At 64.3% G+C, this 15,837-nt stretch carries 12 protein-coding genes and 1 tRNA gene; 6 read left to right on the forward strand and 7 right to left on the reverse strand.

From position 1 onward, the window contains the following. Nucleotides 1-24: 24 nt before the first annotated feature. Nucleotides 25-1,590, reverse strand: a complete 1,566-nt coding sequence (locus FS665_RS00310) for a PAS domain-containing methyl-accepting chemotaxis protein (RefSeq protein WP_145181625.1) — start codon at nucleotides 1,588-1,590, stop codon at nucleotides 25-27. Between the two features lie 221 nt (nucleotides 1,591-1,811). Continuing rightward, nucleotides 1,812-4,553 (reverse strand): aconitate hydratase AcnA, encoded by a 2,742-nt coding sequence (acnA, locus tag FS665_RS00315; RefSeq protein ID WP_145181627.1) that lies wholly within the window; start codon nucleotides 4,551-4,553, stop codon nucleotides 1,812-1,814. Between the two features lie 222 nt (nucleotides 4,554-4,775). Between acnA and rlmM the strand changes: the two genes are divergently transcribed. The 3 genes from rlmM (at nucleotide 4,776) to pdxB (ending at nucleotide 7,354) form a co-directional block, all read left to right on the forward strand. Next, entirely contained in the window at nucleotides 4,776-5,840 is a 1,065-nt protein-coding gene (rlmM, locus tag FS665_RS00320) for a 23S rRNA (cytidine(2498)-2'-O)-methyltransferase RlmM (protein WP_145181629.1), read from the forward strand. A 68-nt stretch (nucleotides 5,841-5,908) separates the two neighbouring features. Further along, nucleotides 5,909-6,151, forward strand: coding sequence for a sulfurtransferase TusA (tusA, locus tag FS665_RS00325; RefSeq protein ID WP_145181635.1), 243 nt, complete (start codon nucleotides 5,909-5,911; stop codon nucleotides 6,149-6,151). 60 nt (nucleotides 6,152-6,211) lie between these two features. Beyond that, nucleotides 6,212-7,354 carry a 4-phosphoerythronate dehydrogenase PdxB gene (gene pdxB, locus FS665_RS00330; protein WP_145181637.1) on the forward strand — a complete coding sequence of 381 codons (1,143 nt, stop codon included), beginning with the start codon at nucleotides 6,212-6,214 and terminating at the stop codon, nucleotides 7,352-7,354. 93 nt (nucleotides 7,355-7,447) lie between these two features. Here pdxB and FS665_RS00335 read toward each other — a convergent pair whose 3' ends face one another. Continuing rightward, nucleotides 7,448-7,636 (reverse strand): PA1571 family protein, encoded by a 189-nt coding sequence (locus FS665_RS00335; RefSeq protein WP_145181639.1) that lies wholly within the window; start codon nucleotides 7,634-7,636, stop codon nucleotides 7,448-7,450. 202 nt (nucleotides 7,637-7,838) lie between these two features. Between FS665_RS00335 and FS665_RS00340 the strand changes: the two genes are divergently transcribed. After that, on the forward strand, nucleotides 7,839-9,599 hold the full coding sequence (locus FS665_RS00340; protein ID WP_145181641.1) for an ABC transporter transmembrane domain-containing protein: 1,761 nt from the start codon (nucleotides 7,839-7,841) through the stop codon (nucleotides 9,597-9,599). 51 nt (nucleotides 9,600-9,650) lie between these two features. On the opposite strand, the gene FS665_RS00345 is transcribed toward FS665_RS00340, so the two are convergent. Beyond that, nucleotides 9,651-9,727, reverse strand: a tRNA-Pro gene (locus FS665_RS00345). A gap of 81 nt (nucleotides 9,728-9,808) precedes the next feature. Then, nucleotides 9,809-10,030 carry a YgdI/YgdR family lipoprotein gene (locus FS665_RS00350; protein ID WP_145181644.1) on the reverse strand — a complete coding sequence of 74 codons (222 nt, stop codon included), beginning with the start codon at nucleotides 10,028-10,030 and terminating at the stop codon, nucleotides 9,809-9,811. 176 nt (nucleotides 10,031-10,206) lie between these two features. Here FS665_RS00350 and moaB point away from each other — a divergent pair, with 176 nt between their 5' ends. Both moaB and glp read left to right on the forward strand, forming a co-directional pair. Next, a complete protein-coding gene (gene moaB / locus FS665_RS00355; protein ID WP_145181646.1) occupies nucleotides 10,207-10,746 on the forward strand; it encodes a molybdenum cofactor biosynthesis protein B in 540 nt (179 codons plus the stop codon). Nucleotides 10,747-10,753: 7 nt separating this feature from the next. Further along, nucleotides 10,754-11,956, forward strand: a complete 1,203-nt coding sequence (glp, locus tag FS665_RS00360) for a gephyrin-like molybdotransferase Glp (protein WP_145181648.1) — start codon at nucleotides 10,754-10,756, stop codon at nucleotides 11,954-11,956. Here the strand turns inward: glp and FS665_RS00365 are convergent. Continuing rightward, nucleotides 11,945-13,192: a glycosyltransferase family 4 protein gene (locus FS665_RS00365; RefSeq protein WP_145181650.1), complete on the reverse strand. Its 1,248-nt coding sequence runs from the start codon at nucleotides 13,190-13,192 to the stop codon at nucleotides 11,945-11,947. The two genes, glp and FS665_RS00365, sit on opposite strands and share 12 nt — an antisense overlap. Before the next feature lie 51 nt (nucleotides 13,193-13,243). Beyond that, nucleotides 13,244-14,698: a mannose-1-phosphate guanylyltransferase/mannose-6-phosphate isomerase gene (locus FS665_RS00370; protein ID WP_145181653.1), complete on the reverse strand. Its 1,455-nt coding sequence runs from the start codon at nucleotides 14,696-14,698 to the stop codon at nucleotides 13,244-13,246. Nucleotides 14,699-15,837: the final 1,139 nt, after the last annotated feature.

Consider the following 15,837-nt stretch of genomic DNA (forward strand, 5'->3'; position numbering starts at 1 on the left):
GGCCGTTTTGCGTTACTGCGCCGATCAGCGGTTGAAACGCTCCACCAGCGAGTACTGGGTGCCCGCAGTGCTGGTCAGCGCTTCGCTGAGCTGCGCCGAGTGCTGCGCCTGCTCGGCGGTCTGGTCGGCGAGATCGGCGATGGTACTGATGTTGCGGCTGATCTCGTCGGCCACGGCGGTCTGCTCTTCGGTCGCCGCCGCGATCTGGGTAGCCATGTCGGTGATATTGGCGACGGCGTCACTGATACCGGCCAGCGCCTGGTCCGCCTGCATCACCCGGTCGACCCCTTCCTGGGCCTGACGATGCCCCGATTCCATGGTCTGCACCGCGTTGTTGGCGGTTTGCTGCAACTTGGCGATCAGGCCGTGGATCTGCCCGGTCGATTCGGCGGTGCGCTGGGCCAGTTGGCGCACTTCGTCGGCGACCACCGCGAAGCCGCGGCCCATTTCGCCGGCGCGTGCCGCTTCGATGGCGGCGTTCAGCGCCAGCAGGTTGGTCTGGTCGGCAATGCCCTTGATCACATCGACAACGCCGCCGATTTCGTCACTGTCCTTGGCCAGTTGGGTGACGGTTTGCCCGGTTTCACCTACTGCCGTCGACAAGCGCTCGATGGCTTCGCGGGTTTCACCGGCGATCTGGCGGCCTTGACTGGTCAGGCGGTTGGCCTCCTGGGTGGCATCGGCCGTGCGCTGGACGTGGTTGGCCACTTCCTGGGTGGTGGCGGCCATCTGGTTGACCGCGGCGGCAACCTGTTCGGTTTCCACACGTTGGCGCTCCAGCCCCGAAGAGCTCTGGTGCGCCAGCACATCGGACTGACGCGCCTGTTCGCTCAAGTGCTCGGCGCTGTCCTGCAGGCGGGTGAGGCAGGTTTTCATCCGTGCATCCTGGCTCAGCATGGCCATCTCAAGACGTGCCTGCACCCCGCGGCTGTCGGTATACATCTGTGCGATCAGTGGATCGGAGGTGGTTTGTTCGGCCAGGCGCAGCAGGCGTTTGAGGCCGCGCTGTTGCCAACCCAGACCGAGCAGGCCCAGCGGCACCGACAGGGCGGCGGCCAAGGCAAAGCCCCATGAGTGCCCAAGCCAATTGCCGATGAGAAAGCCGATCTGGCTGATGAGGATGAATGGCAGCCAGTCCTGCAGCACCGGCAGCCAGCGATCGCGGCGCGGCACCGCGGTCTTGCCCTGGTTGAGGCGCTGGTACAGCGCTTCGGCGCGGCGGATCTGCTCGGCGCTGGGCTTGACCCGCACCGATTCGAAGCCCACTACCTGGCTGTTTTCGAAGATCGGCGTGACATAGGCGTTGACCCAGTAATGATCGCCGGACTTGCACCGGTTCTTGACGATGCCCATCCAGGGCAAGCCTTGCTTGAGGGTTTGCCACATGTGGGCGAACACGGCGGTCGGCACATCCGGGTGGCGCACCAGGTTGTGCGGCGCGCCAGTCAGCTCTTCACGGGTGAAGCCGCTGATTTCGACGAAGGCATCGTTGCAGTAGGTGATCACACCTTTGGCATTGGTGGTGGAGATCAACCGTTGGTGGGCAGGGAAAGTCCGTTCCCTCTGGGTAATCGGCTGGTTGTTACGCATGAGCTCAGTAGTCCGCAATCCGCAAGGCTTTCCACTGATATCGGCATCATGAACGCTTTGTTGAATGGATATTTGCCGGCGTTGATCTAAGGCAACTGGCCATCATCCAGTCTGGCGTAATTAGTAAAGATTTTTACGTGCACGATCGTTGCATTTTGAAACATTTAGAAGCAGATCGAGCGGCGCATGAGCGCCGCTCGATCCTTGCCAACCCGCCCTACTCAGCCTTGGATCATTTGCCGCAGCACGTAGTGCAGGATGCCACCTGCCTTGAAGTATTCCACTTCGTTGAGCGTGTCGATCCGGCACAGCACTTCGATCTCTTCTTGCTGGCCGCTTTCGCGGGTAATGCGCAAGGGGAGGGTCATTCCCGGTTTGATCTGTGCGCCGTCCAGCCCTAGCACATCGATACGCTCCTTACCGGTGAGGCCCAGCTGCTTGCGGTCGTTGCCGGCCTTGAACTGCAGCGGCAGCACCCCCATGCCCACCAGGTTGGAGCGGTGAATGCGCTCGAAGCTCTGTGCCAGTACCGCCTTGACGCCAAGCAGGTTGGTGCCCTTGGCCGCCCAGTCGCGACTGGAGCCTGTGCCGTACTCCTGACCGGCGATCACCACCAGCGGCGTGCCTTCGGCTTGATAGCGCATGGCGGCGTCGTAGATCGAGAGCTTTTCGCCGCTCGGTACATAGAGGGTGTTGCCGCCTTCCTCACCGCCCAGCATTTCATTGCGGATGCGGATGTTGGCGAAGGTGCCGCGCATCATCACTTCATGGTTGCCGCGGCGCGAGCCGTACGAGTTGAAGTCGCGAGGCTCCACGCCTTTCTCGCGCAGATAACGTCCGGCCGGGCTGTCGGCCTTGATGTTGCCTGCCGGCGAGATGTGGTCGGTGGTGACCGAATCGCCGAGCAGGGCAAGAATCCTGGCGCCGTGGATATCGGCGATGGGCGGCAGTGGGCCCGCGATGTCGTCGAAGAAGGGCGGATGCTGGATGTACGTCGAATCGTCCTGCCAGACGTAAGTGGCAGCTTGCGGAACCTCGATGGCTTGCCACTGCTCATCGCCTGCGAAGACTTCGGCATATTCCTTGTGGAACATGCGAGTTTCGACCTTGGCCACCGCCTCGGCAATCTCCGCCTGAGACGGCCAGATATCGCGCAGATACACAGGTTGGCCGTCCGTGCCGGTGCCCAGGGCATCACGGGTCAGGTCCACGCGCACACTGCCGGCCAGGGCGTAGGCGACCACCAAGGGCGGCGATGCCAGCCAGTTGGTCTTGACCAGTGGGTGCACGCGGCCTTCGAAGTTGCGGTTGCCTGACAGCACCGAGGCCACAGTGAGATCGGCCGTGCCGATGGCGGTTTCGATCGCCTCGTCGAGCGGGCCGGAGTTACCGATGCAGGTCGTGCAGCCGTAACCGACCAGATCGAAGCCCAGTTCATCGAGGTAGGGTGTCAGGCCTGCGGCCTGGTAATACTCGGTGACCACCTTGGAGCCGGGGGCGAGCGAAGTCTTCACCCAAGGCTTGCGCTGCAGGCCCTTTTCCACGGCTTTTTTCGCAACCAGTCCTGCTGCCATCATCACGCTGGGGTTGGAAGTGTTGGTGCATGAGGTGATCGCCGCGATCACCACAGCGCCATCGCGCAAGGTGTAGGTCTGGCCTTCGTGGTCGTAGTCGATTTCACCTGCCAGGTCGGCGTTGCCCACGGCCACGCCACCGCCGCCCTCGCTTTCCAGGCGGCCCACTTCCTTGGCCAGCGGTTTAGGCTGCAATTCGATGAAGTGATCGAAGGCCTGGCTTACCGCGCCCAGGGCGACGCGGTCCTGTGGCCGCTTGGGCCCGGCCAGGCTGGCTTCGACGTCGTTCATGTCGAGCGCCAGGGTATCGCTGAAGACCGGCTCCTGGCCGGGCAGGCGCCACAGGCCCTGGGCCTTGCAGTAGTGCTCGACCAGGGCGACGGTTTGCTCAGGGCGGCCGGACAGTCGCAGGTAGTCCAAGGTTACTTCATCGACGGGGAAGAACCCGCAGGTCGCACCGTACTCGGGGGCCATGTTGGCGATCGTCGCGCGATCGGCCAAGGGCAGCTCGGCCAGGCCATCCCCGTAGAACTCGACGAACTTACCCACTACGCCTTTCTTGCGCAGCATCTGCGTGACGGTCAGCACCAGGTCAGTGGCCGTGATGCCTTCGCGCAGCTTGCCGGTGAGCTTGAAGCCGATCACCTCTGGAATCAGCATCGACACCGGCTGGCCAAGCATCGCCGCCTCCGCTTCGATACCGCCCACGCCCCAACCGAGCACGCCCAGGCCGTTGATCATGGTGGTGTGCGAATCCGTGCCGACCAGGGTGTCGGGGAATGCGTAGGTGCGCCCGTCGGCTTCGCGGGTCCAGACCGTGCGCCCCAGGTATTCCAGGTTGACCTGGTGACAGATGCCGGTACCCGGCGGAACCACGCTGAAGTTGTCGAAAGCGCTCTGGCCCCAGCGCAGGAAGGCATAGCGCTCGCCATTGCGCTGCATTTCGATGTCGACGTTTTCGCTGAATGCTTGTGGCGTGGCATAGCGATCGACCATCACCGAGTGGTCGATCACCAGGTCCACTGGCGACAACGGATTGATGCGCTGCGGATCACCACCGGCCTTGGCCATGGCGGCGCGCATGGCGGCCAGGTCGACCACTGCCGGGACCCCGGTGAAGTCCTGCATCAGTACGCGTGCCGGGCGGTACTGAATCTCGCGATCGGAGCGCCGCTCCTTGAGCCAGCCGGCCAGGGCGTGCAGGTCGTCGGTGGCGACGGTCTTGCCATCCTCCCAGCGCAGCAGGTTTTCCAGCAGGACCTTGAGCGACATGGGCAGGCGCTGCAGGTCGCCCAGCTGTTGGCCAGCGGCGCTGAGGCTGTAGTAATGGTAGGTGCGGTCGGCGACCTGCAGGGTCTTGAGTGTGTTCAGGCTATCGAGCGAGGGCATTGCCAACTCCTTGTGCAGCGGGGCCTGGCTCTGCTCATGGAGGCCAGTGCCACCGCTTCGTTGCGGCCCGCACGGCACGGGCCTGGCTGAGTGGTCAGGGTAGTCGGCTTTGACCCCCCTGACTTTCTTCTGGACCGGCGGGGCGTGTCGCTGGTTCCGATCTTCCTTTATCATCGCCGCCCTGCCGGCGCCTGTGGCGCGCCAGCCGTAGTGGAGTGAGAGATGAATACCCTGTTCATGCATTGCCGGCCCGGTTTCGAGGGCGAGGTCTGCGCGGAGATCAGCGAGCACGCCGCCGTGCTCGGTGTGGCCGGCTATGCCAAGGGCAAGGCGCAGAGCGCTTGTGCCGAGTTCGTGTGCGCCGAGGCCGAGAGCGCCGAACGGCTGATGACACAATTGCGTTTCGCCCAGTTGATCTTCCCCCGACAGTGGGCGCGCGGTGGCTATATCGAGTTGCCGGAAAGCGATCGCATCAGCGTGTTGCTCGAGCACCTGGCCGCAGGCCCGGTGTTTGGCAGCTTGTGGCTGGAGGTGGTGGACAGCAACGAGGGCAAGGAGCTGTCGACCTTCTGCCGCAAGTTCGAAGTACCGCTGCGCAAGGCGCTGGAGAAGGCCGGACGGCTGGTCGACAACCCCAGCCTGCCGCGTCTGCTGCTGACGTTCATCAGCGGCAGGCGGGTGTTCGTCGGCATGGCCGAGGCGGCGAACAGTGCCTTATGGCCGATGGGTATCCCGCGGCTCAAATTCCCCCGCGAGGCGCCCAGTCGTTCGACCCTCAAGCTGGAGGAGGCCTGGCACCAGTTCATCCCGCGCGAGCAATGGGCGCAGCGCCTGGACGGCGACATGACCGGCGTCGACCTCGGCGCTTCGCCCGGCGGCTGGACCTATCAACTGGTGCGCCGCGGCATGCTGGTGACTGCCATCGACAATGGGCCGATGGCCGAGAGCCTGATGGACACCGGCCTGGTCCAGCACCTGATGGCCGATGGCTTTACCTGGCAGCCCAGGCAGACCGTCGACTGGATGGTCTGCGATATCGTCGAGAAGCCTGCGCGTACCGCGGCGTTGATCGAAACCTGGCTCGGCGAAGGCCTGTGCCGGGAAGCGGTGGTCAACCTGAAGCTGCCGATGAAACAGCGCTACGCCGAGGTGCGTCGCCTGCTCGAGCGCATGGAAGCGACGTTCAAGGCGCGCAAGGTCAAGGTCTCGATCGCCTGCAAGCAGCTCTACCACGACCGTGAGGAAGTCACCTGCCATTTGCGCAGGCTCGATCTCAAACCGCGCTGAGAACGGGCGCCCGCCCCTTGGTGCGGGCGCTGCGATGCGCCACAATAGCGATCATTTGCGGAGCCACCATGACTGACTTCACCCCCGATGCGACCCTGGACGCCACTGGCCTGAACTGCCCGGAGCCGGTGATGATGCTGCACCAGCACGTGCGCAACCTGGCCGCAGGCGGCCTGCTCAAGGTCATCGCCACCGACCCCTCGACCCGCCGCGACATTCCCAAGTTCTGCACCTTCCTCGGCCACGAACTGCTGCAGCAACAGGAAGAGGCCGGTACCTTCCTGTACTGGATTCGCAAGAAAGCCGACTGAGCCGCGCTGGAAGCGCCCTGCGTCAGCGCCTACACTGCGCTGCCCAGACAGGAGAGCGCCATGCTGATAGTTGCCGACGAGAATATCCCGCTGCTCGATGCCTTTTTCGCAGGTTTCGGCGAGATCCGCCGTTACCCGGGGCGTGGGCTCGATGCTGCCAAGGTCAAGGACGCCGACGTGCTGCTGGTGCGCTCGGTGACCCAGGTCGACCGGCAATTGCTCGAGGGCAGCCAGGTGCGCTTCGTGGGTACCTGTACCATCGGCACCGATCATCTCGACCTCGACTATTTCGCCCAGGCAGGCATCCAGTGGAGCAGCGCGCCAGGCTGCAACGCGCGTGGCGTGGTCGATTATGTCCTTGGTAGCCTGCTGACCCTGGCAGAGCTTGACGGTGTCGAGTTGTCGGCCCGTACCTATGGCGTGGTCGGTGCGGGCGAGGTGGGTGGCCGCCTGGTGCGGGCACTGCGTGGTCTGGGCTGGCCGGTGCTGGTCTGCGACCCGCCGCGCCAGGGCGCAGAAGGTGGCGACTTCGTCAGCCTGGCGACGATTCTCGAACAATGCGACGTGATCAGCGTGCATACCCCGCTCCAGCGCGACGGTGAGGATCCGACCTGGCATCTGCTTGGCCAGGCTCAGCTGGGGCAACTGCGCACCGGCGCTTGGTTGATCAACGCCAGCCGTGGCGCGGTGGTGGACAACACGGCGCTGCGCGAACTGCTGCTCGAGCGCGACGACGTGCATGCGGTGCTTGACGTGTGGGAAGGCGAACCCCAGGTCGACCTGCAGCTGGCCGATCTGTGCACCCTGGCCACGCCGCATATCGCTGGCTACAGCCTCGATGGCCGGCAACGCGGCACCGCGCAGATCTACCAGGCCCTGTGCCGTTTTCTGCAGACGCCTGAGCAGGTGCAGTTGGCCGATCTGCTGCCGCCTGCGCCGCTGGCACAGATCGAGTTCGATGCCAGCGCAGCGCCTGGCTGGGCCATGGCCACACTGTGCCGCGCCGTCTACGACCCACGCCGCGACGATGCCGATTTTCGCCGTAGCCTGAGTGACGACGTGGCTGAGCAGCGGGCAGCCTTCGATCGCTTGCGCAAGCATTACCCGCCGCGGCGGGAAATCGAAGGGCTGGCAGTACGCGTGCGCGGCGAAGCGCCGCAGCTGGAGCAACTGGTCAACGCCTTGGGTGGGACGCTGACCTGAGGCTGCGCACTTAAGCGCGGCGCTGGCAAGTTTGGGGGCCGCTTTGCGGCCCCGGCGCACTTGAAGTGAAGCGCATCGGTCGCCGTCCATGGATCAAGAGATCCGCGCGTTGTCCTCGCGCGCTTTCTGTGCGCGGCTGGCTTCGAGGTCGTTACAGGCGCGCTGGATCATCTGCTCGGTGATCTCGATCTCGCGGCCCTGGGCGTCGATGATCGAGCCACAGGCATTGGCCTGGGGACGATTGTGCGGTTTCAAGGTGTCGCTGCCATGTTGCAAGCTCATTGCGTAGCTCCTCGTCAGTGTCAGGCTCAGGTTAACCCTGAGTCATGAAGCGGCTGTTACAGAAATTTACGGGCACCAAGGCAACGCACAGTCGACCAGAAACCTCGGGAAACCTCCAGTCGCCTGTTAGAACGATGAGCTATAGCGATGCTCCCCTGTGATGAATGCTAGGCTGCAACTCCTACTTTAATGGGCCTGCGCAATGCCTGACCTACCCGCATCCCCCAAACGCCGCGCCTTGGTACTGGCCTGGCGGTTCATGCGCCCCTACCGACGCCAGGCGTTACTGGCACTGCTGGCGCTGGTGGTCACCGCCGCCATCACGCTGTCGATGGGTCAAGGCATCCGCCTGCTGGTGGATCAGGGATTCACCACGCGTTCGGCGCACCAGCTCAATCAGACCCTGGGCCTGTTCGTGGTGCTGGTGCTCGCCCTGGCAGCCGGTACCTACAGTCGCTTCTACCTGGTGTCGTGGATTGGCGAGCGGTGCGTCGCCGACATCCGCCGTGCAGTCTTCGATCACCTGATCGGCTTGCACCCCGGTTTTTTCGAGGACAATCGCAGCGCCGAGATCCAGTCGCGCCTGACCGCCGACACCACTTTGCTGCAGTCGGTGATCGGCTCATCGCTGTCGATGTTCCTGCGCAATGCACTGATGGTCATTGGCGGTATCGTTTTGCTGTTCATCACCAACCCCAAGCTCACCAGTATCGTGGTGGTGGCGCTGCCCTTGGTGCTGGCGCCGATCCTGGTGTTTGGCCGACGCGTGCGCAGCCTGTCACGCCAGAGCCAGGACCGGGTGGCCGATGTTGGCAGTTATGTCGCCGAAACCCTGGGGCAGATCAAGACCGTGCAGGCCTACAACCATCAACCGCACGACCGTGAGTTGTTCGCGGGCACGGTCGAAGCGGCATTTGCCGTGGCCCGCCGCCGTATTGCCCAGCGGGCCTGGCTGATCACCCTGGCCATCGTGCTGGTGTTGGGCGCGGTCGGGCTGATGCTGTGGGTCGGCGGCATGGACGTGATCGAAGGGCGTATTTCAGCGGGGGAGTTGGCGGCGTTCGTGTTCTACAGCCTGATCGTCGGCAGTGCCATCGGCACTGTCAGCGAAGTGCTTGGGGAGTTGCAACGGGCAGCCGGCGCGGCCGAGCGCATTGCCGAGCTGCTTGCCGCGCGCAGCGCAATCGTGGCGCCAGCACAGCCCCTGGCGCTGGTGCAGCCGGTGCGCGGCCACCTGGCACTGCGCGGGGTTTCATTTGCCTACCCGTCGCGCCCGACGGTGGCGGCGATCAATCAACTGAGTCTGGTCATAGAACCGGGCCAGACGCTGGCGCTGGTCGGACCTTCGGGGGCAGGCAAGTCGACCCTGTTCGACCTGTTGCTGCGCTTCCATGACCCACAGCAGGGCGAAATCTTGCTCGATGGCCAGCCAATCAGGCTGCTGCAACCGCAGCAATTGCGCCAGCAATTCGCCTTGGTGGCGCAGCATCCGTCGCTGTTTCGTGGCAGCGTGGAAGCCAATATCCGCTACGGCCGCCCTGACGCCAGTTGGGCCGAGGTCGAGGCTGCAGCACGCAGCGCGCATGCCGATGAATTCATCCGGCAACTGCCACAGGGCTATCAGACCCTGCTGGGCGAGGGCGGGGTAGGGTTGTCGGGCGGGCAGAAACAGCGCCTGGCGATCGCCCGGGCGTTGCTGGTCGATGCACCGATCCTTTTGCTCGACGAAGCCACCAGTGCCCTCGATGCGCAAAGCGAGTACCTGATCCAGCAGGCGCTGCCGAGTTTGATGGCCGGGCGCACGACATTGGTCATCGCGCACCGGCTGGCCACCGTGCAGCACGCCGACCGCATTGCGGTGATCGACAAAGGTGAGGTGGTCGCCATCGGCACGCACCGGCAATTGCTCGAACAAAGCCCGTTGTACGCGCGGTTGGCGCATTTGCAGTTCAGCGCAGGGTAGGGTTCCAGACAACGAAAAGCCCGCGCGAGGCGGGCTTTTCGTTATGCATGATGGTCGGAGAGACAGGATTCGAACCTGCGGCCTTCTCGTCCCGAACGAGACGCGCTACCTGGCTGCGCTACACTCCGATGAGCAAAATCCTACTGCAAGGTTTTTTGCCGTGCAAGCCGCAGCAGGGCAGCGGCTCGAGGGCACTTGCCAAGCTCGGATCAGAGCTCCTTGACGGTACGGACCTGGTCCTTGTTCAAGCGCGTACGCTTGCCGTCGAGCTGTTCGAATTCATAGAAACCGGAGTCCTCGTCAAATGAGGGGGTATCCACTGCCTGGATTTCGCGGCCGTCGTTCAGGGTGATGACGGTCGGCGAAGCGCAGCCGGCGAGGGCGCCAAGGCCCAGGGCAAGCAGGAAGGCGGGAAGGGTCCGTTGAATCATCTTGTTTCTCCAGTGCGATGGTGCTAGGTGACTGTAAGACGCAGCGCGTCCACGCAAGTTCCTCATACACTCCAGCATAGCGGCAATCGCAGCCTATTGACCCAAGTCGTGCAAATACGGCCTGCGCGGTCGGTGTGATATAACTGCGACCATTCTGTATACCTGCGACGGACACTATGAAAGCCAAGGCCGATACTCCCTTCGTGGCGCTGAACATTGCCGTGCTCACGGTCAGCGACACCCGTACGTTCGACACCGACACCTCGGGGCAAACCTTCGTCGACCGCCTGACGGCTGCCGGTCACACCCTGGCAGCCCGTGAGCTGCTCAAGGACGATCTCTACAAGATCCGCGCCCAGGTCGCCGCCTGGATCGCCGACGACACCGTGCAGGTGGTGCTGATCACCGGCGGCACTGGGTTTACCGGCCGCGACAGCACGCCGGAGGCCGTCGCCTGCCTGCTGGATAAACAGGTCGAGGGTTTCGGCGAGCTGTTCCGGCAGATCTCCGTGGCCGATATCGGCACCTCCACCGTGCAATCGCGTGCGCTCGCGGGGCTGGCCAACGGCACCCTGGTGTGCTGCCTGCCAGGTTCGACCAACGCGGTGCGCACCGGTTGGGACGGCATTCTGGCCGAGCAGCTCGATGCCCGCCATCGGCCGTGCAACTTCGTGGCCCACCTCAAGCAGGTGGCGGCCTGCGACAGCCGTGGTTGAGGCGTCCATGACGCAGCCACTGCTGCCGGTCGAAGCGGCCCTGGAGCGCTTGCTGGCCTTGGCCGAGGCGGCGCCGATCGAGCAGACCGAGCAGGTCGCGCTGGGCGATGCCGAAGGCCGCGTGCTGGCCACCGACCTGATCGCCAGCCTCGACTTGCCGCCCTGGCCGAACAGCGCCATGGACGGCTACGCCGTGCGGCTGGCCGATCTGCACGCGCAGCCCTTGATCGTCAGCCAGCGGATCTTCGCCGGGCATGCGCCCGCGCCGTTGCAGCCTGGTACCTGCGCACGAATCTTCACCGGCGCGCCAATGCCGGCCGGTGCCGATTGCGTCGAGATGCAGGAAAACACCGAAGTGCTCGACGATGGGCGCGTGCGTTTCCTGCAGCCCTTGCGTGTCGATCAGAATGTGCGTCCGCAAGGTCAGGAAACCCGCAAGGGCGAAACGGTGTTGCTGCGTGGTACGCGGCTGGGGCCAATCGAGCTGGGCCTGGCAGCGACCCTTGGGCATGCCTACCTGCCGGTGGTGAGGCGGGTGCGGGTCGCCGTGCTGTCGACCGGTGACGAGCTGGTCGAGCCGGGGTTGGCGCTGGGGCCTGGGCAAATCTACAACAGCAACCGACGTCTGCTGGTGAGCTGGCTGCAGCGGCTGGGCTGCGAAGTGCGCGACATGGGCATCCTCCCTGATGATCTGCCGCGCACCCGTGAATGCCTGGCAGGCCTCGGCGATGTCGACCTGATCCTGTCCACTGGCGGGGTCTCGGTGGGCGAGGCCGACTACCTGGGCGCGGCCCTGCGGGAGGCGGGCGAGCTGGCGTTGTGGAAGCTGGCGATCAAGCCTGGCAAGCCGCTGACCTTCGGCCATTACCAGGGTGTGCCGGTGATCGGCCTGCCCGGCAACCCGGCCTCGACGCTGGTGACCTTCGGCCTGCTGACGCGGCCCTACTTGCTGCGCCGCCAGGGCGTGACCGAGGTAGCGCCACTGCGCTTCGAAGTGCCTGCGGCGTTCGCCTGGAACAAGGCCGGCAGCCGCCGCGAGTACCTGCGCGCGCGGCTCGACAATGGCCAGGCGCACATCTACAAGAACCAGAGTTCGGGGGTGCTGCGCAGCGCCGCCTGGGCGCACGGCCTGGTCGAGGTGCTGGAAGGCAGCACACCGCAGATTGGCGACAAGGTCTGGTTCATTCCGTTGAGCGAACTACTCGGCTGACTGCCCCAGCCACGCCCCTGGCCCCTGCCGCAGGTGCGCGGGGGCGGCTTGGGTCAAGCGCATGTGCACCGTCTCCAGTTGCTGGGCCGCCACGCGCCAGTCGTGCCGGCTGCGCGCCAGCGCCCGCCCGGCCTCGCTCAGTTGGCTCATGCGCCACGGTTGGTTGAGCAGTTGGGTGATGATCAACGCCAGTTGGTCACCGTCGTTGCTGCCGAGGTAATTCAAGCCATGATTGGCGGCCAGGCCCGAGACACCTTTGTCGGTGCTGATGACCGGCAGACCGGCAGCCATGGCTTCGAGAATCTTCACCTTCGCACCGCCGGCATAGCGCAGTGGCGCGAAGAACACCGCGCACCGGCGCTGCAACTCACGCAGATCGGGACGATAGCCGATCCATTCGATCCGCGGGTCGTTCCAGCGCAGCTTCCAACTGCTCGGCAAGGCGTGCCCGGCGATGGCCAGACGCACCGCAGGATTGCTTAGCCATACCTGCGGCAGGATCTCCTCCAGGGCCCACTCGATGGCCTCGGCATTGGCGGCATATTCGAAATTGCCCACGAACAACAAGCGTTGGCTGTGCAGCGCTGGCTGTACATCCTGATAGAAGTCGCAGTCCACGCCATGGACCACCACGTTGACTGCCCGGCCGCTGATCTGGCTGATCAGCTCGGCATCATGCTGACTGACCGCCACCACTTCGGTCGGTTGGCGCAGCACACGTTGCTCCCAGCGGCGATAGCGCCAACGGTCGAAGGCGTTGAGCGGGCGCAGCCACAGCGGCAGACGGTCATGACAGACTGCACCGCTGACCGACTCCAGGTTGTGCTCGCTGAGCATGTAGGGCAACTGGCGCGCCTGCAGGGCTTTCTCGAACGGCTGGAAACTGTAGCTGTGCTCGATCTGGATCACGTCCCAGGGTTCGTCCAGCAGCTGCTCGAAGCGGTGTCTCAGCCCCGGCGCCAGCCCGTTGATGATCGCACGCATGGGGTAGTCGATGATCGGCGAGGCCAACAGGTTCAACGGGCTGTGCAGCGCGCGCCGGGGCAACACGATCAGCCGCTCGAGCAGTGGCTCGAGGGCTTGGCGGGCAGCGTCGCACAAGGGGATTTTCGACTGCACCAGCAGGGTGATGCGGTGACCCTGCTGCGCCATGGCGCGCAGCAGGTGGTATTGCCGGGTCTTGCTGCCACTGGTGGTGGGCCAGGGCAGGTAGGGCAGAGTCCAAAGGATGCGCATGACCCGGAATCCTCGTCAAAGGCCGTGGACAATAAACGCGTCCGCCGGCCGCTAGCCGATGGCGGGGGCCGGGACGCGTCCATAGATATCAGTAAAGCGCACGATATCGTCTTCGCCCAGGTATTCGCCGCTCTGCACCTCGATCATCACCAGGTCGATGACGCCGGGGTTGGTCAGGCGATGGGTGCGGCCTGGCTTGATGAAGGTCGACTCGTTGGTGTCGAGCAAAAATTCTTCTTCGCCGTTGGTCACGCACGCCATGCCGCTGACGATGATCCAGTGCTCGCTGCGGTGGTGATGCATCTGCAGCGACAGCGATTCGCCCGGGCGTACCATGATGCGCTTGATCTTGAAGCGCGGGCCTTCCTCGAGCACGGTGTACATGCCCCACGGCCGGGTGACGGTGCGGTGCAGGCGGTAGGCTTCATGACCACGGTGCTTGAGCTGCTGGGCAATCACCTTGACCTCCTGGCTGCGCGCGGCATCGGCGATCAGCAGGGCGTCAGGGGTGTCGATGACGATCAGGTTGTCCAGGCCAACCGCGCCGACCAGACGCTTGGGCGAGTCGATGTAGCAGTTGGTCACATCGTGCAGCACCGCTTCGCCGTTGCAATGGTTGCCAGCGTCGTCGGTGTGGCGCAGTTCGCGTACTGCCTCCCAGCTGCCGATATCGCTCCAACCCAGCTCGCAAGGCACTACGGCGACCTTCTCCGAGCGCTCCATCAGGGCGTAGTCGATGGAGATGTCTTCAGCCAAGGCGAAGCTCTCCGGGTCCAGTTCGACTTGCAGGGCCTTGGCGCCTTCCTTGCTCGCGCTCTGTTCCAGGCAGCAGGTCACGCAGGCCAGCAGTTCCGGGGCATGGGCCTGCAGTTCGGCCAGTACGGTGCCAACCCGCAGGCAGAACATGCCGGCATTCCACAGGTGGCGGCCACCTTCAAGGTATTCACGAGCGGTCAGCGCATCGGGTTTTTCCACGAAGCTTGCGACCTGCTGCGCGTGGGCGTTGATCGCTTGACCCTGTTCGATGTAGCCAAAACCCGTCTCGGCGCGGCTGGGCAGCAGACCAAAGGTCGCCAGCCAGCCGTCGTTGGCCAATTGCCGGGCGTGCTCGACAGCCGTGGAGAACGCCTCGGCATCCTGGATCAAGTGATCGGCCGGCAGCACCAGCAGCACGCTCTCCGGGCCGTAGTGCTTGGCGCAGTGCAGGGCTGCTGCGGCAATGGCTGGGGCAGTGTTGCGGCCACTGGTTTCGAGCAGATAGTCGATGGCCAGATTGCCGGGATTGACCTGGCGGAACTCGTCCTGGGTGCGGAAGAACACTTCGCGATTGGTGACCGTCAGCACGCGCTCGACACCGTCCAGGGCCGCCGCGCGGGCGAAGGTTTTCTGCAGCAGGCTCTGGCCGTCAGGCAGGCGCATGAACGGCTTGGGCATGGCCTCTCGGGAAACTGGCCACAGGCGTGTGCCAGCACCACCGGCGATGATGCAGGGGATCAGAACGCTCATTTCACAGCCTCGACTCTAGGCGCTGGTGACAGCGCGGGGAAGGGAAACGTTGCGACCCGTCACGGTTTTGGCGGCATAAGTCAAAAAAACGACGTATTGCAGCAATTCAATCCATGATGGCCAAAATTTTGTCGATGATGCGCTCGCTGCTCAAAGCTTTCAATGATAATTCTGTGAATTCAGCGTTTTTTTCTGCTCCACCCCGAAACAGGGTGTGGGGATTCGGGTTTTGCTGCAATGGGTAGGGCGGGAGGGTGTTGTTGCCCTTGAGATTGAGCGCCGCCCGCGCGGCGCATCGCGAGCTGCGCTCGCTCCTACGTTTGTTTCGGGCCAATAACGTCTGTGACAGGCGCGCGCGACCGCCTTGTTGATACGACGCGATAGCGCGCCATGCGCCAAGGCGTACGCGCGCAAACCCCCAAACGTAGGAACGAGCAGAGCTCGCGATGCGCCGCGCGATCGGCGCTCGATCTCCCCAACGCTGATGCGCGTCTCGAGGGTGTGGGGATCCGGTTTTTGCTGCAATGGGCAGGGCGGGAGGGTGTTGTTGCCCTTGAGATCGAGCGCCGCCCGCGCGGCGCATCGCGAGCTGCGCTCGCTCCTACGTTTGTTCCGGGCCAGTAACGTCTGTGACAGGCGCACGCGACCGCTTTGTTGGGACGACGCGATAGCGCGCCATGCGCCAAGGCGTACGCGCGCAAATCCCCAAACGTAGGAGCGAGCGCAGCTCGCGATGCGCCGCGCGAGCGGCGCTTGGTATTCCCAACGCTGATGCGCGTCTCGAGGGTGTGGGGATCCGGTTTTTGCTGCAATGGGTAGGGCGGGAGGGTGTTGTCGCCCTTGAGATTGAGCGCCGCCCGCGCGGCGCATCGCGAGCTCTGCTCGCTCCTACGTTTGTTTCGGGCCAGTAACGTCTGTGACAGGCGCGCGCGACCGCTTTGTTGATACGACGCGATAGCGCGCCATGCGCCAAGGCGTACGCGCGCAAACCCCCAAACGTAGGAGCGAGCAAAGCTCGCGATGCGCCGCGCGAGCGGCGCTCGATCTCCCCATCGCGGATGCGCGTCTCGGGGGTGTGGGGATCCGGTTTTTGCTGCAATGGGCAGGGCGGGAGGGTGTTGTCGCCCTTGAGATCGAGC

The organism is Pseudomonas sp. URMO17WK12:I11 (assembly GCF_007677725.1).
GTDB lineage: Bacteria > Pseudomonadota > Gammaproteobacteria > Pseudomonadales > Pseudomonadaceae > Aquipseudomonas.

What these genes read in the sequence shown, in the direction of transcription:
- FS665_RS00365 (WP_145181650.1), bottom strand. Translation starts at nt 13,192, where the DNA reads ATGCGCATCCTTTGGACTCTGCCCTACCTGCCCTGGCCCACCACCAGT.
- glp (WP_145181648.1), top strand. Translation starts at nt 10,754, where the DNA reads ATGACGCAGCCACTGCTGCCGGTCGAAGCGGCCCTGGAGCGCTTGCTG.
- FS665_RS00370 (WP_145181653.1), bottom strand. Translation starts at nt 14,698, where the DNA reads ATGAGCGTTCTGATCCCCTGCATCATCGCCGGTGGTGCTGGCACACGC.
- acnA (WP_145181627.1), bottom strand. Translation starts at nt 4,553, where the DNA reads ATGCCCTCGCTCGATAGCCTGAACACACTCAAGACCCTGCAGGTCGCC.
- FS665_RS00340 (WP_145181641.1), top strand. Translation starts at nt 7,839, where the DNA reads ATGCCTGACCTACCCGCATCCCCCAAACGCCGCGCCTTGGTACTGGCC.
- tusA (WP_145181635.1), top strand. Translation starts at nt 5,909, where the DNA reads ATGACTGACTTCACCCCCGATGCGACCCTGGACGCCACTGGCCTGAAC.
- rlmM (WP_145181629.1), top strand. Translation starts at nt 4,776, where the DNA reads ATGAATACCCTGTTCATGCATTGCCGGCCCGGTTTCGAGGGCGAGGTC.
- pdxB (WP_145181637.1), top strand. Translation starts at nt 6,212, where the DNA reads ATGCTGATAGTTGCCGACGAGAATATCCCGCTGCTCGATGCCTTTTTC.
- FS665_RS00350 (WP_145181644.1), bottom strand. Translation starts at nt 10,030, where the DNA reads ATGATTCAACGGACCCTTCCCGCCTTCCTGCTTGCCCTGGGCCTTGGC.
- FS665_RS00310 (WP_145181625.1), bottom strand. Translation starts at nt 1,590, where the DNA reads ATGCGTAACAACCAGCCGATTACCCAGAGGGAACGGACTTTCCCTGCC.
- moaB (WP_145181646.1), top strand. Translation starts at nt 10,207, where the DNA reads ATGAAAGCCAAGGCCGATACTCCCTTCGTGGCGCTGAACATTGCCGTG.
- FS665_RS00335 (WP_145181639.1), bottom strand. Translation starts at nt 7,636, where the DNA reads ATGAGCTTGCAACATGGCAGCGACACCTTGAAACCGCACAATCGTCCC.